General features: G+C 72.0%; 14 protein-coding genes and 2 pseudogenes. 10 read left to right on the forward strand and 6 right to left on the reverse strand.

Going from position 1 to position 18,621, the window contains the following annotated elements; all coding sequences use genetic code 11:
* Positions 1–304: 304 nt before the first annotated feature.
* Positions 305–871 (reverse strand): GNAT family N-acetyltransferase, encoded by a 567-nt coding sequence (locus ACFW22_RS19405; RefSeq protein WP_386405861.1) that lies wholly within the window; start codon positions 869–871, stop codon positions 305–307.
* Positions 872–1,058: 187 nt separating this feature from the next.
* Between ACFW22_RS19405 and ACFW22_RS19410 the strand changes: the two are divergent.
* Positions 1,059–1,367, forward strand: a pseudogene (locus ACFW22_RS19410) (transposase); the annotation flags it as partial.
* Positions 1,368–1,483: 116 nt separating this feature from the next.
* Here ACFW22_RS19410 and ACFW22_RS19415 read toward each other — a convergent pair.
* The gene (locus ACFW22_RS19415; RefSeq protein ID WP_386405864.1) at positions 1,484–2,242 is read right to left on the reverse strand and encodes a thioesterase II family protein; all 759 of its coding nucleotides are present in this window, start codon (positions 2,240–2,242) and stop codon (positions 1,484–1,486) included.
* A gap of 214 nt (positions 2,243–2,456) precedes the next feature.
* Between ACFW22_RS19415 and ACFW22_RS19420 the strand changes: the two genes are divergently transcribed.
* From ACFW22_RS19420 to ACFW22_RS19445, 6 genes are all read left to right on the forward strand, one after another.
* Positions 2,457–3,446: an alpha/beta hydrolase-fold protein gene (locus ACFW22_RS19420; RefSeq protein ID WP_386405867.1), complete on the forward strand. Its 990-nt coding sequence runs from the start codon at positions 2,457–2,459 to the stop codon at positions 3,444–3,446.
* A 4-nt stretch (positions 3,447–3,450) separates the two neighbouring features.
* Positions 3,451–4,962: a peptidoglycan DD-metalloendopeptidase family protein gene (locus ACFW22_RS19425; RefSeq protein ID WP_386405870.1), complete on the forward strand. Its 1,512-nt coding sequence runs from the start codon at positions 3,451–3,453 to the stop codon at positions 4,960–4,962.
* A gap of 564 nt (positions 4,963–5,526) precedes the next feature.
* On the forward strand, positions 5,527–6,336 hold the full coding sequence (locus ACFW22_RS19430) for a serine/threonine protein kinase (RefSeq protein ID WP_386405873.1): 810 nt from the start codon (positions 5,527–5,529) through the stop codon (positions 6,334–6,336).
* Entirely contained in the window at positions 6,333–7,736 is a 1,404-nt protein-coding gene (locus ACFW22_RS19435) for a serine/threonine-protein kinase (RefSeq protein WP_386405876.1), read from the forward strand. Before ACFW22_RS19430 ends, ACFW22_RS19435 begins: the two co-directional genes overlap by 4 nt.
* A 120-nt stretch (positions 7,737–7,856) precedes the next feature.
* Entirely contained in the window at positions 7,857–10,346 is a 2,490-nt protein-coding gene (locus tag ACFW22_RS19440) for a penicillin acylase family protein (protein WP_386405879.1), read from the forward strand.
* 62 nt (positions 10,347–10,408) lie between these two features.
* The gene (locus tag ACFW22_RS19445) at positions 10,409–11,452 is read left to right on the forward strand and encodes an alpha/beta hydrolase (RefSeq protein ID WP_386405933.1); all 1,044 of its coding nucleotides are present in this window, start codon (positions 10,409–10,411) and stop codon (positions 11,450–11,452) included.
* A 66-nt stretch (positions 11,453–11,518) separates the two neighbouring features.
* Here the strand turns inward: ACFW22_RS19445 and ACFW22_RS19450 are convergent, their stop codons facing one another.
* The gene (locus tag ACFW22_RS19450; protein ID WP_386405882.1) at positions 11,519–13,186 is read right to left on the reverse strand and encodes a peptidase M23; all 1,668 of its coding nucleotides are present in this window, start codon (positions 13,184–13,186) and stop codon (positions 11,519–11,521) included.
* Between the two features lie 41 nt (positions 13,187–13,227).
* Positions 13,228–14,295, reverse strand: a complete 1,068-nt coding sequence (locus ACFW22_RS19455) for a BTAD domain-containing putative transcriptional regulator (protein ID WP_386405885.1) — start codon at positions 14,293–14,295, stop codon at positions 13,228–13,230.
* Between the two features lie 224 nt (positions 14,296–14,519).
* Here ACFW22_RS19455 and ACFW22_RS19460 point away from each other — a divergent pair.
* Positions 14,520–14,774 (forward strand): annotated as a pseudogene (locus ACFW22_RS19460) (hypothetical protein); the annotation flags it as partial.
* A 7-nt stretch (positions 14,775–14,781) separates the two neighbouring features.
* Here the strand turns inward: ACFW22_RS19460 and ACFW22_RS19465 are convergent.
* A complete protein-coding gene (locus ACFW22_RS19465; protein WP_386405888.1) occupies positions 14,782–15,066 on the reverse strand; it encodes a DUF3027 domain-containing protein in 285 nt (94 codons plus the stop codon).
* A 110-nt stretch (positions 15,067–15,176) separates the two neighbouring features.
* On the opposite strand from ACFW22_RS19465, the gene ACFW22_RS19470 reads away from it, so the two are divergent.
* Complete coding sequence (locus tag ACFW22_RS19470) at positions 15,177–15,578, forward strand: hypothetical protein (protein ID WP_386405891.1); 402 nt, start codon at positions 15,177–15,179, stop codon at positions 15,576–15,578.
* A 469-nt stretch (positions 15,579–16,047) separates the two neighbouring features.
* Here the strand turns inward: ACFW22_RS19470 and ACFW22_RS19475 are convergent, their stop codons facing one another.
* A complete protein-coding gene (locus tag ACFW22_RS19475; protein WP_386405894.1) occupies positions 16,048–17,247 on the reverse strand; it encodes a mechanosensitive ion channel family protein in 1,200 nt (399 codons plus the stop codon).
* Between the two features lie 452 nt (positions 17,248–17,699).
* Here ACFW22_RS19475 and ACFW22_RS19480 point away from each other — a divergent pair, with 452 nt between their 5' ends.
* Positions 17,700–18,410, forward strand: a complete 711-nt coding sequence (locus ACFW22_RS19480) for a lytic polysaccharide monooxygenase (protein ID WP_386405897.1) — start codon at positions 17,700–17,702, stop codon at positions 18,408–18,410.
* Positions 18,411–18,621: the final 211 nt, after the last annotated feature.

Genomic DNA, 18,621 nt, shown 5'->3' on the forward strand with positions numbered 1-18,621 from the left:
ATACCGACCTGGTCGGCGAAGAGGATCTCACCGCCTTCGCCTTCGCGCGGGTCTTCGGCCAGATCTCCTGGTGCCGGCGCCGGATGGCCTCCGGGTCCTGAAAGGCAGCTGGGCCTGCCGCGGTAGATGCGTACACCTCACCGGTGGAACGCGGCCACCGTCCCTGATGGAGCAGCCCGCCTCCGCAGTGGATCCGGCATGTACCGCAACGGACGGCCCGGCCCCTGAACAGAACGGATACCCCGCAGACGACACCTGGCCGTAGCCACACGAGAACCGGGCCCGAGGAACGATGCCGCGAACGTCACCGCACCGATGGACGCTGGTGCGTGGCCCAGTGTTCGGCAGCGGTGATGCCGAACAGCACAACGTCGTGGTGGCTGCCAGCGAAGAACTCGTGCTGACGAAGCCGTCCCTCCTCGACGAAGCCCAGCCTGCGGTAGAGGGCGAGGGAGGCATCGTTGAAGGCGTAGACCTCCACCTCGCACTTGTTGTAGCGCTGTTCGGCAAACATGTAGGTGAGGACGAGTTCGGTCGCCTCGGCCGCGTATCCCCTGCGGCGGTGATCGCGGATGATCTCGATGCCCGTCCTGAACCGCCCCGCACGGCGGTCGGTCTCTCCAACGGTCACGGCCCCTGCGAATGTACGGTCGGCCACCGCCTCGACCACCAGCCGAAATGCTTCACCTCCCGGCGGACGCCCAGCCCGCTCAGCAGTCCAGGAACGGAAGCCCTCAGCAGAGCGTGGCGGGTCGACCAGGTCGGCGTTGCGGACATCAAGCGTGTTCTGGGCCAGGTTCCAAAAGCCTTGCCAGTCTTCCGGCTCGACGCCCCGCAGGCGTACCTTCTCCCCGGTCCACATGTCACTCATGACGCCCCCCATCAGTATCGGCTGCAGGCTCTGACCACCGTGCATTTCAAACAACGCACAGTACCGGTGCGATCCGGACGCCGTGGACAGCGAGTGACCGCCGCTCATCGGGAGACGCCCACCAGCCCCCGCTGCGGTCTGGCCGGCGGGGGCTACGGCTGGAAAGCCTTGACCCTCGCAGTTCAAGGCGGACGCGGTCGCGCTGTACCGCTCGCGGCCCGAGGCGACGATCCGGCAGGTCGCCGCCGATCTGGGAGTCCCCCCGAGACCCCTGCGGAACTGGGTCCGAGCGGCCGGAGCGAACCGACCCCGCGGGCGCCGGGCAGAGCTGCCTGCCGAGCCGCCGACACCCTTGGAGGCGGAGAACACCGCTCTGCGGAAGAAGGTCCGCGAGCTGGAGGAAGAGCGTGAGGACGAGACCTCCGAACTCAACAACGCCTGTACGCCGATGCAGTCGTCCGGCCAGCAGCTCCTGGAGCGCGCAGCGGACCGGTGAGGTGCGGGACGACGTCTCGGCCACCCAGCTGTCCGCGCTGATCACCGCCGCGGACACACCACACTCAAAGGTCAACCACCCGCCAGCCGCGTCCCCCACCTCACCGGGCAATACGCCTAGCGCGGCTGCCGGGCGAGCCTTCCGGTGATCAGGGCGACGAGCTCGTCGGTGCGGTCCGCCAGATAGAAGTGCCCGCCGCCGGGCACGACGGTGCAGCCGAACTCCCCCGTGGTGTGCGCCCGCCAGGCCCGGGCCTCCTCCTCGGTCACCCGCGGGTCCCGGTCCCCCAGGATCACCTCGACGGGCACCCGGACTGCGGTGTCCGGCTCCGGGCGGTAGGTCTCGATCGCCCGGTAGTCGGCACGCAGCGGCGGCAGGACGAGCTCCCGCATCTCGGGGTCGGCGAGCAGCTCCGCCGACACCCCGCTGAGCCGCACCGTCTCGGCGATCAGCGCGTCGTCGTCGAGGAGGTGGAAGGCCTCCGCGCGGTGCCTGGAGGGTGCGCGCCGCCCGGAGGCGAACAGCACCCGGGGCTCGCTGAGCCGCGCCGCCTCGAAGGCGACGGCGGCCCCCATGCTGTGCCCGAAGTACGCCGGCCGACGGTCCGCCCAGGGCGAGAGGGCCGCGACCACCGCGGCCGCGAGCTCCCGCACGTTCTCCATCGAAGCCTCGCTCCTGCGGTCGAGACGCCCCGGGTACTGCACGGCCAGCACCTCGATCCCCGCGGGGGCCAACAGCCCCGAGAGGCCGTGGAAGTAGGCGGCCGACCCGCCCGCGTGCGGGAAGCAGACCAGCAAAGTCCGCTCCGGTTCGCCCGCCGCCGGCGGATGGAACCGCCTGATCCACAGGTCGCTGTCGACCGTGAGCCCCGTCATCCCTGTACTCCTCGCATCGGTTCCGCTGTGAACGCCTCATCGTCGCCCACTTTCCTTACGCCTCGATTGCGCCCCGGTGGCCTCCCCTCCTCTGCACGGTCCTCGTCCTAGCCGATGGATCGTCGTCTGTCAGTCCGCATTCTTCCGGGGTCACTTGACGCGCTCCCGTTGCTAGCTTCCCGTGCGTCGTCACGCTTCTGACCCGGAGGTCACGTTGAGCGCGCAGAACCCCTCCCGCCGGAACATCCTCAAGACCGCCGGCGGCCTGTCGGCCGCGATGGCCCTGGGCGGCGCAGGCATGCTGGCGGCCGCCTCGCCGGCCGCGGCCGTCGGGGACGGCTTCGGCCTCCGCATCGTCGACCGCAACGAGGCCGACGCCCGCATGTGGTACTACCGCTTCCAGACGGCCGCCATCGGCTGGAACCCGGGCGTCAACGTGCTCCTGCCGGACGACTACCACTGGAGCGGTCGCACGTACCCGGTGCTGTACCTCTTCCACGGCGGCGGCAACGACCAGGACTTCATCACGTTCGACCGCGAGGGGATCCGCGCCTGGACCGCGGGGCGGCCGCTCATCGTCGTCATGCCCGACGGCGGGCACGCGGGCTGGTACTCCAACCCGGTGAGCTCCAACGTCGGTCCGCGCAACTGGGAGCAGTTCCACATCTCGCAGCTGATCCCGTGGGTCGACGCGAACTTCCGCACCTTCGCCGAGTACGACGGCCGTGCCGTGTCGGGCTTCTCGATGGGCGGCTTCGGCGCGCTGAAGTACGCCGCCAAGTACTACGGCCACTTCGCCTCGGTGAGCGCCCATTCCGGGCCCGCCAGCCTCCGCCGCGACAACGGCCTGGTGGTGCACTGGGCCAACGCGAGTTCGGCGGCGCTCGACCTGAACGGCGGCACGGTCTACGGCGTGCCGTTCTGGGACGAGGCCCGGGTCAGCGCCGACAACCCGGTGCAGCGAATCGAGAGCTACCGCAACAAGCGGGTCTTTCTGGTCGCCGGCACCAGCCCGGACCCGATCAACTGGTTCGACACGGCCAACGAGACCCAGGTCCTCGCGGGCCAGCGGGAGTTCCGCTCGCTGCTCGGCAACGCGGGCATCCCGCACGAGTGGTACGAGCTGCCCGGCGGCCACTTCGTCCGCCACGACATGATGCAGCGCGACATCGACGGCATCGTCGACCGCCTCCGCAAGGCCTGAGCCGGTGTTCCGCGGACTGTCCCGGCGCACGCCGATCCGGGTCCTCGCGGCGACCGCCGCCCTGCTGCCGGCGCTGGCCGCCACCACCCCGGTCGAGGCCGGGACCACCGGTTCCGCCACCGCCTGCCCGAGCGTCGGCTTCGTCAGCCAACCGTTCCACCCCGGGCACAACGGCGTCGACATCGCCGCTGACATCGGTACGCCGATCTACGCCGTGGGCGACGGCGAGGTGACGATCTCCGGGTACGTCGGCGACTACGGCCAGTGGATCCGCGTCCGGCACCCGGACGGCCGGACCTCCGAGTACGGGCACATGTACCGGCGGGACGTCCAGGTCGGCGACCACGTCGTGGCGGGACAGCAGATCGCCCTGATGGGCGCTGAGGGAAACGCCGACGGCTCCCATCTGCATCTGCGGATCTGGGGCGACGACTCGTTCTCGTACGGGATCGACCCGGAGGTCTACCTCGCGGAGGGCGGCATCACCCTGCCCTGCGTCCCCGGGAGCGGGCCGCGCCCCCGGCCCCTGGTGTATCCGGCGGAGTCGGGCCGGGTGGTGTCGGCCCGGTCGGCGGACGGGCGCCTCGAGCTCTTCGCCGCGGGCGCGGACGGCGTCCACCACGCGTGGCAGCGGGAGGCGAACCGCCACTGGTCGGAGTGGGAACGGCTGGGCGGGCCCGTGAACGCGGAGCTGGCGATCGCGCCGAACGCGGACGGCCGCCTGGAGATGTTCGCGATCGACGGGAACACCTTCCGGCACCGCTATCAGCTCGCCCCGTCGGGTTCGTGGTCCGACTGGGAGGAGTTCGGCGGCGGCGGCCGCGACATCGCGGCCGGGGTGAACGCCGACGGCAGGATCGAGGTGTTCGCCTCAGGCCCGGTCGGCGTGTTCCACCGGTACCAGCTGACGCCCAACGGCGGCTGGTCGGAGTGGGAACCGACCGGAGGGGGTCCCCTCGACGGTCGGATCGAGATGGGGAAGTCGTCCGACGGCCGTCTGGAGGTGTTCGCGCTCAACGGCGGCACCTTCCGGCACCAGTACCAGACGACACCGAACGGCGGCTGGTCGGCGTGGGAGGAGTTCGGCGGCGGCGGCAGTGACCTCACCGTCGACCACAACGCCGACGGCCGGATCGAGGTCTTCGCATCGGGCCCCGCCGGGGTGTTCCACAAGTACCAGACAGGTCAGGGCAGTTGGTCCGAGTGGGAGGGCACGGGCGGTCCCGCGGACTCCCGGCTCAGCAGTGAGCGCACGGCCGACGGGCGCGTCGAGGTGTTCGCGATGAACGGCGAGACGGCCATGCACGCCTGGCAGACCGGGACGAACGCGCCGTACGGCCCGTGGGAGGCGTTCGGCGGCGGCGGCACCGAGGTCACCGCCGCCTCCAACGCGGACGGCCGGATCGAGGTCTTCGGTACGAGCGGCGCCGGCACCCACCACATCTGGCAGACCGGCTTCGCGACCTGGTCCTCCTGGGTCTGGGTCAACAGCACGGCGGGCCCCGGAATCGACTGAGGGGACACCGCTGCCTCCGACCAGCAGAAGGGACCCGCTGCACGTATCCGTCGGGGTGTGCGCGCCCGCCCATCGCCCGGCGACGACAGCCGGTCCCGCACTCTGCGTGCGCGACCGGCAGCGCCGCGTACGGATTGCGCCACGCGCGGTGAGCGAAACGGGGGTCCGTGCCCCTCACGAACCTCCCGGATCGGCCCTTACTCCCCCGTCGGCGCCGTGACCTTTCCCACCTCGCGCACGGCGGGGGCCCGGGCGCGACGGCCGGCCACGGGCCGGCCGCCCGGGCGGGTCGCGGCCCCCGCCCTCGCGCGCGCTCCGGCCGACCGGCGCCGCAGAAGACCGGAAACCGCATCACATCACCGACATGTCGGGGCACTGGGGTGGCCCGGGTCACGGCGCGGGGCCCGGCCTCGAGGGGCACCCCGTACCGGATCCCGCGCCGGGCCGCGCTCTCCGCCGGAGCCGGTCCCCGCCGAACTGGCCGAAGGACGCCGGTGCACTCTCCTGGCTGGTGCGTATCGTTCCGCTCGTCCGACAACCGCGACGGGACGAAGAGGGGGAGCGGTGAGCGGCGTAGTCGTGCATCTGCCGCGCGGGAACGGCGGTGCCGAGGACGGCGAACCGTGCGGTGGCGCGGTCACGTTGCGGCTCGGTCCCGGTGAGGTCGCCCGCTTCGGCCGGGGGTCGGCGACGACCCCGGTGGAGCTCCGTCTCGCCGACGCAGCGATCTCCCGGCTCGCCGGGGAGATCCGTGCGACCGACGACCACTGGCAGCTGACGAACCACAGCACCTCCCACAGCTACCTGGTGGAGAACCCCGAGGGAGCGGGCGAGTACCTGAGGGTCCCGCCCCGGCGCGTCGGGGCGCCCGTCCCCTTCGAGTTCTCGCGCGTGGTGCTGCCGACGCGCGGCGACCTCACGGTGTCCTTCCAGGTGTTCGCGCCCGACCACGTCTATCTGGACCCGGACACGATGGGCGTCCCCTGGGGCAGTCGCACGGTCACCGCGTACTCCCTGGACGAGTCCGCCACCTACTTCCTGGTGCTCGTCGCCCTCTGCGAACCCCGGCTGCGCGACCAGTCCCGGGTGGCGGTCCCCACCACGCCCCAGATCGTCGAACGGCTCCGGGGGCACGTCACGGGAGGCACGCTCACCGCGCGGGCGATCAGCTCGCACATCGACTACCTCGCCGAGGAGAAGCTGCGCATCGGCGTCCTCGACGACCGGGAGCCCGGCAAGGGCGAGCGCCGCAACGGCAAGCGGGAGGAGATCGTCGGGCTCGCGCTGCGGTTCGGCCTGGTGCGCGAGGAGCACCTCGCGCTGCTGCCGTCCCTCGCTGCGGGCGGCGGACGGGAGCGGCAGAGGTCTCGATGACACCGCGGTACGACGCCGGGGACGGGACGGGGCACGAGCGTACGGAGCTGATCCCGCCCGGCCACCGGGTGGGCGACTGGGTGGTCACCGAGCTGATCGGGGCCGGCGGATGGTCGACGGTGTACGCGGCGCGGCCGGCGCGGGAGGGGTCCCGGAGGCCCGGAGAGATTGCGCTCAAGATCATGCCGACCGCCGGGCTCGCGCCGCGTCAGGCGCGCAGGGTCGTGGAATCGGCGCGCCGCGAGGTCGAACTCGGGCGCAGGGCCGGGCATCCCCGGCTGATCGGCCTCCGGGAGTCCTTCGTCCTCGCGGCGCCGGACCTGCCCGCCGTGGACGGCGCGATCGTGCTGGTCATGGAGCGGGCCGCGGGCAGTCTGCGCGAGCTGCTCGACGCCGGGGTGCCCGAGGCGGACCGGGGTCGGCTGATCGCGGGGATCTGCGAGGGGCTTGCCCACCTCCACCGCTCGGGCTGGGTACACGCCGATCTGAAGCCGGAGAACGTCCTGCTGGGGACGGACGGTTCGGTGAAGCTCTCCGACTTCGGTCTCGCCACGGAGCTCACCGGCACGCACGGCTTCGTACCGCCGCTGGGCACCCTGGACTACCTCCCGCCGGAGCGCTGGCGGGCGCCCCTCGGGGAGCTCGGCGTGCAGGTGCGCCCGAGCGCCGACATCTGGGCGCTGGGGGTGGTGATCCACGAGGTGTTCGCCTCGTGCGCCTCGCCGTTCCCCGGTGCCACTCCCGTGGCGCGGGGCGCCGCCGTGCAGGAGTACGGGGAGGGGCGTGCGCCGCTGCGCATGGACCTCGCGGTGCCGCCGTTCTGGCGTGCGCTGGCCGCCGACTGTCTGGCCCCGACGCACGCGGAGCGCGCCCCGCACACGGCGGAGACCCTGCTCGCCCGCATCGCGGCCGGGGAGGGCGCGCGGGGCCCGGCGACGGCCGTCCCCGGGGCGCGGCGGGCGCGGGCGCGGGCCGCGGTGTTCGCCGCCGTCCTGTGCGGGACCGCCGGCGCGGTCCTGGGGTCGGACGCGGTACGGGAGGGCTCGGCGGCCCCGGAGGCGGCGCCCCGCGCCGTGCGGGTGTTCAACGCCGAGCGCGGCTGTCAGGACCGGGCGGACCGGGACCCGCAGTGCAGTCTGGGCCTGGCGATCGATCCCCTCCGGCCGTACGTCGCGGGGAACGTCGTACCGACCCGGGTCTGGCACGGCGACGTCCTCACCGTCGACTGCCGGCTGCCCGACGGGCTGCCCGTCATCGACGAGGAGGACCTGACGTCGACCCTCTGGTTCCGCGTCCGTCTTCCGCGCGGCTCCGCGTACCCCGCGGCCTGGCTCCCCGCCGTGCGCACCAAGGACCGGCCGGCACTGCCCGGCTGCCCGCACCACCCGGTCCCCCGCTGAGGCGGCCGCCCCGGTCCCCCGCTGACGCGGCCTCCGGTACGGCCGCGTCATCGGCATTTCATCGCCCCTCCCTAGCGTGGCCGCGTTCGGACAGGCCTCATTCCAGGGAGGGACGGTTCCATGGCACGGACGAGATGCAGAGCGAGACTGCCGGTGGCGTTCATGGCCGCGGCGGCGGTCCTCGGCACGACGGCGGTCGCCGGACCGCCGGCCACCGCGCCGGCCACGGCGTCATCCGCCGCCGAGGTGCCCGACAAGCCGACGATCCGGTACACCGAGTACGGCATCCCGCACATCATCGCCTCGGACTGGGAGGGCCTCGGTCAGGGGTACGGGTACGCGGCGGCCGAGGACAACATCTGCACCCTGGCCGACACCTATCTGATGGTCGACGCCCGGCGGTCCCGCTACCTGGGCCCCGACGGGCGGACGAGCCCCGGCCAGAACCAGAACACCACCACCAACCTCAACAGCGACCTGTACTTCCAGCGGCTCAAGGACAACGCCGTGGTGGAGCGGCTCCTGAGCCGGCCAGCACCCGACGGGCCGGAGCCCGAGGTGAAGGAGGCCATCCGCGGCTACGTCCAGGGCTACAACCGCTACCTGGCGGAGACGGGCGTGGCCGGCATCTCCGATCCGGCCTGCCGGGGCGCGGCCTGGGTGCGGCCCATCACGGAGCTGGACGTCTACCGGCACGCCCACGCCGAGATCATCATGGGCAGCGCCGACCCACTGCTCGACGGCCAGGTGAACGCCGTGCCCCCGGGGGCGCCGGCCGCCGCGAGCACGGCCGGGACCGCGAAGGCTCCCGTCGGGTCCCCCGCGCGGACGGCGAAGCGGATCAGCGACGCCCTGGCGAAGAGCCGCCGGCAGAACATGGGCAGCAACGCGCTGGCCGTCGGTTCCCAGGGCGTCTCCGGGGGCACCAGCATGCTCCTCGCCAACCCGCACTTCCCCTGGCAGGGCAAGAACCGGATGTGGCAGAGCCACCTGACCATCCCCGGGAAGCTCAACGTCTCCGGCGCGAGCCTGCTGGGACTGCCCGCCGTGAACATCGGGCACAACGACGACGTCGCCTGGAGCCACACCGTCGCCACGGTCGCCCCGTTCGGCCTCTTCGACGTGCAGGTCGACCCGCTGAACCCGACCCTGTACCTCGTCGACGGCGCCTGGGAGCGGATGACCTCGCAGCGGGTCGAGGTCGACGTACGGAACGCGGACGGTTCCCTCGACAAGGTCTCCAGGACCCTGTGGTCCACCCGCTACGGCCCGGTCACCAACTCGATCGTGGGCATCCCGCTGCCCTGGGTGGTCAGCGCACACGTGGTCCGCGACCCGAACATGGACAACCTGCGGGCCCTGAACACCTGGTTCGGTCTCGACCGGGCCAAGGACGTCCACGACGTCGTGAACGTCCTGGAGACCACACAGGGCGTCCCCTTCTTCAACACCGTCGCCTCCGACCGCGCGGGCAACGCCCTGTACGCCGACATCCAGGCCGTCCCGAACATCACCGACGCGCACGCGGCCTCCTGCCTCACCGAGACGGGGAAGCTGCTGTTCGACCAGGCGCTCCCGCAGCCGAACGTGCCGCCCGTGTCCATCCTCGACGGCAAGCGCAGCGCCTGCGACTGGCCCGACGACCCGAATGCGGCCGCGCCGGGGCTCCTCGACCCGCACGAGCAGCCGCGGCTGATCCGGTCCGACTTCGTCGGCAACGCCAACGACAGCCCCTGGCTGGCCCATCCGGACCAGCCGCTCTCCTTCCCCCGCGTGATGGGCGACATGGCGGCACCCCGCTCGCTGCGCACCCAGGAGCTGATCCTGACCGCGCGGCACCGCGTCGACGGCACCGACGGCCTGCCGGGCCGGGGCTTCACGCCCGAGACCATGGGCCGGCTGCTCTTCGGCGACAACAGCCGGGCCGCCGACCTCACCCTCGACGCCACCGTGGCCGCGTGCCGGAGCGTCGCCTTCGGACTGGTCCTGGTGGACGGCAACCTGGTGAACATCAGTGAGGCCTGTCCGGTCCTCGCCGCGTGGAAGAGCCACGACTACACGGCCGACAGCCGGGGTTCCTGGCTGTTCGAGAACTACTGGGCCTCCCTGGTCGACGGACAGAAGCTCGAGAAGCTGCCGTGGAAGGTGCCCTTCGACCCGAAGGACCCGGTCCACACGCCCCATTCCCTCGACTCCGGGAGCTCCGCGGTCCGCGACGCCCTCGCCCGGGCCGTGCTCGCCCTGCGCCGGGCGGGCATCCCGCTGGACGCGCCGCTGTCGGACGTCCAACGGATCACCCGCGGCGGCGAACAGATCCCCATCCACGGCTCGATCGGCGAACTGGGCGTGCTGAACGTGATCACCCCCGGCCAGGTCAACGGAAAGCTCGACGTCGTCTTCGGATCCAGCTTCGTCCAGCAGACGCGGTTCACCGCGGACGGACCGCCGGAGGCGTACTCCGTCATGACCTACTCCCAGTCGGCCGACCCGAGTTCCCCGCACCACGCCGACCAGACCCGGTTGTTCGCGGCGGGCGGGTGGGTGACCGAGCGGTTCACCGAAGAGCAGGTCGCGGCCTCTCCGGCCCTGCGGACCACGGTCCTCGACTGACGACGAAGGGAAGCACGGTGAAGAGAACAGCGAACAGGGCGACGGCCTGGTGGCGGACGGTGATGGCATGGCTGGTCGCCGCCGTCGCCGTCCTCGCCCCCGCCGGCACCGCGCGGGCCGCCGAGGGCGGCGAACCACCCAAGCTGACGGACGGGTTCGGCCTGACCCAGTCGGCCCCGGCGGTGGGCACGGCGACGAACTTCTACCTCACGGTCACCACGTCCCAGGTGGCGGGCGAACAGCACATCAAGATCATCCTGCCCAGCGGGTACGACGACGACCCGGGCCGGCGCTACCCCGTGCTGTACTTCCTGCACGGCTCCCCCGACGACCCGATCCGGCAGAACTATCCGGCGCTGTCCATGTCGAACGAGATGATCACCGTCATCCCGGACGGCGGCGCCCGCAGCTGGTACGCGAACTGGCTCGACCAGAACACCGTGCTCGGCGCGCAGAACTGGGAGACCTTCCACCTCGACCAGGTGATCCCGTTCATCGACGCGAACCTGCGGACGATCGCCGCGAAGAAGTCCCGCGCGGTCGCCGGGATCTCCATGGGCGGGTTCGGTGCCTTCCACTACGCCCAGACCCGGCCCGACCTCTTCGGCCAGACGGCCTCCCTGTCGGGGGACATCGACCTGTCCGCCCAGTCCATGGACCTGCGCCTGGCCGTCGTCGCCTCCGTCACCGACGCGCTGGGCGCGCTGTGCGCCTCGTCGTCGGGCTACTGCGACCCGAACGAGTCGGCGTACAAGCCCGGTGTGGACAGCGACGCCCTGTTCGGCTCGCCCTACCCGGTGTTCAACGTCGACTGGCGGTGGAACGAGGTCGACCCCTCGCAACACGTGGACCGCTTCGCCGGGACGGGCGTGTCGATCTACACGGGTGACGGGGGCGGCTCGCCGGGGAACATGGAGTTCTGGGTGGCGGGCGCGGCCAAGAACGTCAAGGCCCGGATGGACGCCCGGGGCCTGCCGTACCACTACGTCAACTACGGGGACGGCGCGGGCTGGGGCACCCAGTGCGACGGCGGGCACAGCCCCGGCTGCTGGGAACAGGACCTCCGGGACCTGATCCCCCGCCTGGAGAGGGCGTTCGCGTCCTGAACGGCACGGGAGAGGGGCCGGCCTCCTTCCCCGGAGGCCGGCCCCCCTCTCGCGCGCGTGCCCGCCCTACCCGACCGCGGGCCCGGCGTCGTTCAGCCAGCCCCAGTCCGCCCAGGTGGTGAAGCCGGTCTGCCAGCGGTGGTAGACGCCGGCGTGGCTGGTGCCGAAGACCTCGATGCGGCCGTCGGCGTTGTTGCCCGCACCGATCTCGGTGCCCCCGCCGCCGAAGGGCTCCCAGCCGGAGTACGCGGCGTTCGGGCCGGTCTGCCAGGCGTGGCTCGCGGTGGCGGAGTTGATCGCGAAGACCTCGACCCGGCCGTCGACCGAGCGCGCGGTGGTCAGCTCGGCGTTGCCGATGCCCCCGGTGCCCGTCCACGCCGACCAGGAGGTCGGGCTCGTCTGCCAGCGGTGGAAGATACCGTCGGCGTTGGAGGCGAAGACCTCCAGACGGCCGTCCTGGTTGTGGCTGACGGCGACGTCGTGACCGCCGCCGCCGAAGTCCTCCCAGGCGGACCAGCCGCCGTTGACCGCCGTCTGGTACAGGTGCCGGAACGTCGAGTCCGACAGGGCGAAGACCTCCAGGCGCCCGTCGGGGGCCGTCTCGACGGCGAGCCGTGCGTCGGCCGGGCCGCCGGCGGTGCCCTCCCAGTTCGCCCAGCCCCCGCTCGGGGCCGTCTGCCAGCGGTGGAACACTCCGTCGGCGTTGGAGGCGAACACCTCGATGCGGCCGTCCGCGTTGCTGCCCGCGGCCAGCCGGTGGCCGCCGGTGCCGAAGTTCGCCCAGCCCGACCAGCCCGCGCTCGGCCCGGTCTGCCACATGTGGTCGAAGGTGGCGTCCGACAGCGCGAACAGTTCGAGCCGGCCGTCCGCGTTGGCGGCGACCACGAGCTGGGCGTCGCGCGGCCCGCCCTCGAACCGCCACGGCGACCAGCCGCCGTTCACCGCGGTCTGCCAGGCGTGGTAGACGCCGTCGGCACCGGCGGCGAAGGCCTCCAGGCGCCCGTCGGCGGACCGTCCGGACACCACGCGGCCCGAGCCGTAGGGGTGCGCGGGGCCGACGGTCATCCCGGACCAGAGGGCATTGGCGATGAGCGTCGCGTCGCCCGCCTCGACTCCGTAGAGATGGCGCAGGTCCTCCCGGGGACGCTGGACGTGCCAGCACACCTCGCCGATCGCCTCGTCGTTCCACGAGCCGCCGGGGTACTGCCGTTCCACCTCGTCGAAGAAGGCGTTGGTGGCGTACACCGGGTCGAGGCGCTGCTCCCGGCTCCCCCACCAGTCCTGCTGCTGGAACAGCCCGAGGCTGGTGTAGTCGACGGCCTGGGAGTAGTTGTTCATGCTGCTCTCGACGATGATCGTGGCGATGGCGATCGCCGCGGCCCTCGGATTGAGCCCGCGGTCCTTGACCGCCTGCGTCACCCGCCGCGCACAGGACATCTTGTACGCGTCGAGGTAGCCGGCCATCTTCGCGCCGAGCTGCGGGTTGAGCTGGTCGGCCAGGAGGCCGTCGGTGGCGGTCGGGCCCGCCGGGTCGCAGGGCACGGTGGGAATGGCGAAGCCCTCGGGTCCGCCGAAGTACCGGGAGACGCCGGCCCGGTCCTCACCCGGGGCCGGTCTCGGTTCCGGCACGGGCCGGGCCGTGGCGGCCGGGGCGACGGCCCCGACGGCCAGGGCCCCGGCGCTCGCGGCGACGGCCAGTCGGGTGAGCACGTGGCGTAACGAGCCTCTTGCCATGGTGGGCCTTTCTGTCAGGAGGACGGAGGGGTCGTGGCGGGTCACCGGCCGGTCGTGAGGGCGAGTCCCGCCTCGTCGCCGCGCAGGATCATCCGCCGGGTCCGCCGCAGCATCGGGCTGGGCGGTACCCCGAGGTCGTCGGCGAGCCGGCGGCGGACCCGGTCGTACACGTCGAGCGCGGCGGCCTGCCGTCCGCTCCGGTACAGGGCGCGCATGAGCATCGCGGCCACCGGCTCGTCGAGGGGGTGGGCCCCGGACAGGGCCGACAGTTCCGCCGTGGCCTCGGCGTGCCGGCCGAGCCGCAACTGCCGGGTCGCCTTCCGCTGGACGAGGGCGATCCTGCGTTCGGTGAGCCGGAGGCGTTCCCGTTCGGCGAGCGGTCCGGGCAGTCCGGCCAGCGGCTCCCCACGGAACAGGTCGAGGGCCCGGGAGCAGAGGCGGACGGCTTCGGCGGTCTCGCCGGCCCGCTCCGCCGTCCCGATGGCGGTGACGATTTCCTCCAGGTCGGCCACGTCGACGTCGACCGCGCCGGGCACCAGCCGGTAGCCGCGCGGTCCGTGCGCGATGAGCGTGGCGGTGCCGTCCCCGGCGTCCAGTGCCTTGCGCAGGCGGTAGACGTACACCGGCACGACGTTCGCGGCGGGGGTGTCCGTGCCCCACACGCCGTCGAGCAGTTGGCCGCGGCTGACCGTGCGTCCCACCGGGAGCGCGAGCGCGGCCAGGACGGCCTGCCGGCGGAGGTGTCCGAGCTCCAGGGGTCGTCCGTCGCGAAGGGCCCTCAGGGGGCCGAGGAGGGACAGCCGTACGGTCGGTCCGGTCGTCCGCGCGGTGGTGCCGGTCCGGGGTGCCGGGGCCGGCACCGTGCGGGGGCCGTGGCCGGGGACGACGAGTCCCGAGTCGAAGGCGTGGACGATGGCGGCGGCCCGGTCGCGGAGCCCGAGCTTCGCCTGGATCCGCGCGAGGTGAGAGGCGACGGCGTCCTCGGGGAGGGCGAGGACGGCGGCGATCTCGTCGTCCCGCAGGCCGCAGCCGACCGCAGCGAGCACCCGGCGCTCCTGGTGGCGGAGCGGGGCGGTGACGGGTCGGCCGGTGGTGACGGTCGTCGACATCGGTGCTCCCCCGGGCTCCGGACTGGTCGGTCTGGCGGACGTCGTCGTCACGGTAGTGGCGGGGGTGCCGGTGGAGGCATCCGGAACGATCCGGAGTGACACCGGGGTGGGGGCGGCGACGGGCAAGTCAAGGGAACGCCGGCGATCGTTCGGTGGACGATGCCGAAGAGTCCGGCGAGTCCGGCGCTGGCGAAACCGACGCGCGCGCCATGGTGGTGTCCGTGACGAAGAAGTGCCGGCACGTCGGCGAGCGGGCCGCGGCGAACAACGTCGAGATCGCCTGCACCCCGACCAACAGCTCCTGACTGAACCGGATCGAGGCCCAGTTCACCGCCCTGCGCTCCTTCGCCCTCGACGACACCAACCGCACCAGCCACGAGGAACCGGGCAGCATGATCTGCCGCTACGTCATCTGGCGGAACGAGCACGCCGCCGACGAGCGTCTCCGCAAGGTCGTGGCCAGAGCCGACGTCGCCTGACCGATCGTTACCCGAACGAGCCGTCTGCGCGAAGGACGAAGCCCTCGCAGCCATCGTGCTCGAACCGCACTCGGCCGTCGAACGACGAGGCGGGGTTGCTGCACGCCCCGTAGTCCTGGCCGAGCTCCCCGCTCAACGGGATCCAGAAGCGACACCCTCCGCACTGGGCGTCGTACCACTCGTCCCGGTGGTCGGGCTGGGCCGTCGAGCGGTTCACCGAGGCGAGCCAGCGCGCATGACAGCGATCGTTGTGCTCTTGGTCCTCGCCCGTCCAAGGTTCACCAGCAGCCACTCCCGACGCCTCCCCGTTTGGTCCGAGACCGTCAGCCCCAGAGCTTGGCCATGATCCTCTCACCGAGGAGCAGGGCGAGGGTTCTCTGGTGCGGGACCTAGAATCCCGGCATGGCTCACACGGCATGGCGCATCGTTCTCGGCACCGCGGCATGCGGCGCCTTCTTCTGGGGAGTCGCGGGAGCTGTCCATCTGGGACTCGTCAAGACACACAGGGGCTGGTCCACTCCCGAGGGGGGCGGCTGGTTCGACTTCGCCATGGTGGTCGGCCTCCTCGTCGGGTACTTCACCGTCGCTTCGCTCACCGACCGCATCGCACCCCGGTACCTGGCGCTGATACCCGCGGTGAGCGCCGCCTTCGGCTCGGTCTGCTGTCTGGCGCTCGGGCAGCAGACCCGCCACTGGGTCGCCGCTCTGACCATGGCGGCAGTCGGAGTCACGCTGGTCCCCGCCACACGCGTGAGGGAGCGGTCCGAGGCCACCCGTCGGAGGGCCGGCCCGACAGGCGTCTGAGAGCCGCCCCCGTACACGTTGGCACCACGGAGCCCCTGCCGATGCGATCGGCAGGGGCTCCGCCACTCTGCGAGGCACACCGCTCCCCATCCGAAGTCGGAGGAACACGAGGGGAGGCAAGGACATCGAGAATCTGCGGGGCCAGATCGACACACTGCGAACTGGCCTGAACGGCAAGGTCAGCGCTTCCGCCCTGGGTGGCCTCTCCCTGACTCTCCGAGACAAGAGAGGCACCTCCACCTCAGGAGGTGCGCGGGTAGTCGGAGCGCACCCGTCTCCCCCGCGATACGTTCCGTGTCCATGACGGACCCGTTCCTTGCAGCCCTGGACCGGGCGTCCTTCCCTCGGCCGACACGCCCGTCAGTCGCATCGCCGTCTTCGCCGATCCCCACGGCAAGCACGTCGGCCACCCGGTCAACTGCCGATCAGGTGGCCTTCGTGTTCCCCGCCTTTCAGGGCAGGTACCGGATCAAGAGGTTCCACCCCCTGCCCCCTCCGGGGCACTCCCCGCCTCGGGAGAGTCCGGGCGCTCAGGGTTCTCCAACGGTGCTGACTCGCGAGCGGCGCGTCGGTCGGCCTCCGCCGCGCCGGCGGCTCCCGGTGCCGGCGCACTGGTACCGGCCCGCGCCGCCCAGGGCGGACTCGCCGAGGGCCCGGTGGCCACGCGTGGAAGGGCGTACGGGTGTTCCGCGCACAGCCAGGCGATCAGTTCCTCGCGCACCGCGCACCGCAGGGTCCACACGTCGTCGGAGTCCTTGGCCGTGACCAGGGCCCGCACCTCGATGGTGGTCGGACTGGTGTCCGTCACCAGCAGGCTGGCCCGCCGGCCGTCCCAGGCGGGGTGCGCGTGCAGGAACTCCAGGAGGTGCTTGCGCAGCAGTTCTACCGGTGCCGAGTGGTCCAGGTGCAGATAGACCGCGCCGGTGATCTCCGTGCCCCCACAGGACCAGTTCTCGAAGGGTTTCCCGGTGAAGTACGAGACCGGCATGGTGATGCGGCGCTCGTCCCAGGTGCGGACCGCCAGGAAGGTCAGGGTGATCTCCTCGACCTTGCCCCATTCGCCGTCCACGACCACGGTGTCCCCGATCCGCACGGTGTCGCCGAAGGCGATCTGGAGTCCCGCGAACAGGTTGCCCAGGGTGGACTGTGCGGCGATGCCTGCGACGATGCCCACGATGCCGGCCGAGGCCAACATCGAAGCGCCGACCGCCCGCATCGCCGGGAAGGTCAGCAGCATCGCAGCGATCGCCACGACCACCACGGCCGCCGTGACCACCCGCTGGATCAGGGTGACCTGAGTGCGGACCCGGCGGACCCGGGCCGGGTCCTCGGCGGCCGCCGCGTAGCGGGCGAAGGCGGTCTCCACCACCGCACCCGAGATCCGCACCAGCAGCCAGGCCATGCTGGCGATCACGGCGAGGAGCAGGGTCTGTCTGATGCCGTCGGAGTAGGCGCCGAAGAACTCGGCCTGCTTGTGGAAGCTGAGCAGCAGCCCCGAGCAGAGCACGAGTTGGAAGGGCACCCGGCAATGGCGCAGCAGACCCCACAGCGGGGTCTCGTCGTGTCGGGAGTCGGCACGGCGCAGCAGCAGGTCGAGCAGCCACCCGGCGAGCAGGGCGAGCACGACCGAGCCGCCGATCACGACGACGGGGCGCAGGAAGGTCTCCATGCATCCGACCGTAGCCGACCGTGACCGGCCGCCGTCGGCGGGGGCTGACACGGTGGCGGTGCCGTACCTCTTCGCAAGTCGTGTCTTCGACGCGCTGGAGAAGGAGACGGCCTGTCAAGAGAACTGGGAGCGGCACGCGTTGCCCAAGCGGGTCGTCACGCCCCCGCCCCGCTCTCGGAAGCGGGGCATGGCGAGGTCGACGGCTCCCCGAATCCACATAACGTGCCGCGGTACGGCGCAACTGGCCTTTCCCCTTTGGTAGTTCTCGCGTCCGCCCTCTTGACCGACCCCGCCTCGCGAGTATGGTCTGGACCAATAGCCCTTCAGGCCCAGGCCCGTGCCCACAGTCGTCGACGACGAGCGACTCCGATCGAAGGGGCGCGGCGTGCGCCGCGCCCGGAGCATCGGGCGACGGGGGCGCGGGAGCGGGCACACCAAGGAAGAGGATTGGCATGTACATGAAAAGATGGGTGGCTGTCGCCATCGGAGCCCTGGTCGCTCCGCTGCTCGCCGTCAGCCTCCCCGCAGGAACGGCCAACGCCCACGGCTGGGTGACCTCGCCCGGCAGCCGGCAGGAGCAGTGCGCGTCGGGCACGGTCAACTGTGGTGAGATCACGTACGAGCCGCAGAGCGTCGAAGGACCGAAGGGGCTGCACAGCTGCAGCGGCGGCAATGCACAGTTCGCCGAACTCGATGACGACAGCAAGGCCTGGCACGTCACGCCGGTGACCACCTCGCAGGCGTTCACCTGGCACTTCACCGCCCGGCACGCCACCGACAACTGGCAGTACTTCATCGGTGGCCAGAAGATCGCGGAGTTCGACGGCCACGGCGCGCAGCCGCCCGCCGAGCTCAGCCACCAGGTGGACTTCGGCAGCTTCACCGGCCGGCAGAAGGTCCTGGCCGTCTGGAACATCGCGGACACCGGCAACGCGTTCTACGCCTGCATCGACGTCAACGTCGGCGGCACCGACGACGGCGGGGACGACGGCGGCGACCCGGGCGCCTGCACTGCGCCGGCCTGGAACCCCGAGAGCATCTACGTCGGTGGCGACAAGGTCTCCCGCGCGGACCACGACTGGCGTGCCAAGTGGTGGACCACCGGCGAAGAGCCCGGCACCACCGGCGAATGGGGGGTTTGGGAGGACCTCGGGGCCTGCTGAGCCCACCGCCGCGGCCCGGCGGCGCCGACCGCGGACCGCACCGTGCTCCGCCGCGACCCGGAGGCGGAGCGGGTACAGCGGACGGCGTCGCCGTTCTCAGCCGCGCCCTACGACGTCCGAGGGTGGAGATGGTGGCGCGCCGCGCCCCGAAGTGGCCGACTGCGGTGGTGGGGTGATGCCTTGGACCGCCTCAGTGACCGCAGGTCGGCGA

The organism is Streptomyces sp. NPDC058872, from assembly GCF_042743065.1.
Taxonomy (GTDB): domain Bacteria; phylum Actinomycetota; class Actinomycetes; order Streptomycetales; family Streptomycetaceae; genus Streptomyces.

Excerpts from the sequence above, each read along its gene's own strand:
- ACFW22_RS19405 (WP_386405861.1), bottom strand. The coding sequence starts at position 871 with ATGAGTGACATGTGGACCGGGGAGAAGGTACGCCTGCGGGGCGTCGAG.
- ACFW22_RS19415 (WP_386405864.1), bottom strand. The coding sequence starts at position 2,242 with ATGACGGGGCTCACGGTCGACAGCGACCTGTGGATCAGGCGGTTCCAT.
- ACFW22_RS19435 (WP_386405876.1), top strand. The coding sequence starts at position 6,333 with ATGACACCGCGGTACGACGCCGGGGACGGGACGGGGCACGAGCGTACG.
- ACFW22_RS19440 (WP_386405879.1), top strand. The coding sequence starts at position 7,857 with ATGGCACGGACGAGATGCAGAGCGAGACTGCCGGTGGCGTTCATGGCC.
- ACFW22_RS19445 (WP_386405933.1), top strand. The coding sequence starts at position 10,409 with ATGGCATGGCTGGTCGCCGCCGTCGCCGTCCTCGCCCCCGCCGGCACC.
- ACFW22_RS19450 (WP_386405882.1), bottom strand. The coding sequence starts at position 13,186 with ATGGCAAGAGGCTCGTTACGCCACGTGCTCACCCGACTGGCCGTCGCC.
- ACFW22_RS19455 (WP_386405885.1), bottom strand. The coding sequence starts at position 14,295 with ATGTCGACGACCGTCACCACCGGCCGACCCGTCACCGCCCCGCTCCGC.
- ACFW22_RS19470 (WP_386405891.1), top strand. The coding sequence starts at position 15,177 with ATGGCTCACACGGCATGGCGCATCGTTCTCGGCACCGCGGCATGCGGC.
- ACFW22_RS19475 (WP_386405894.1), bottom strand. The coding sequence starts at position 17,247 with ATGGAGACCTTCCTGCGCCCCGTCGTCGTGATCGGCGGCTCGGTCGTG.
- ACFW22_RS19480 (WP_386405897.1), top strand. The coding sequence starts at position 17,700 with ATGTACATGAAAAGATGGGTGGCTGTCGCCATCGGAGCCCTGGTCGCT.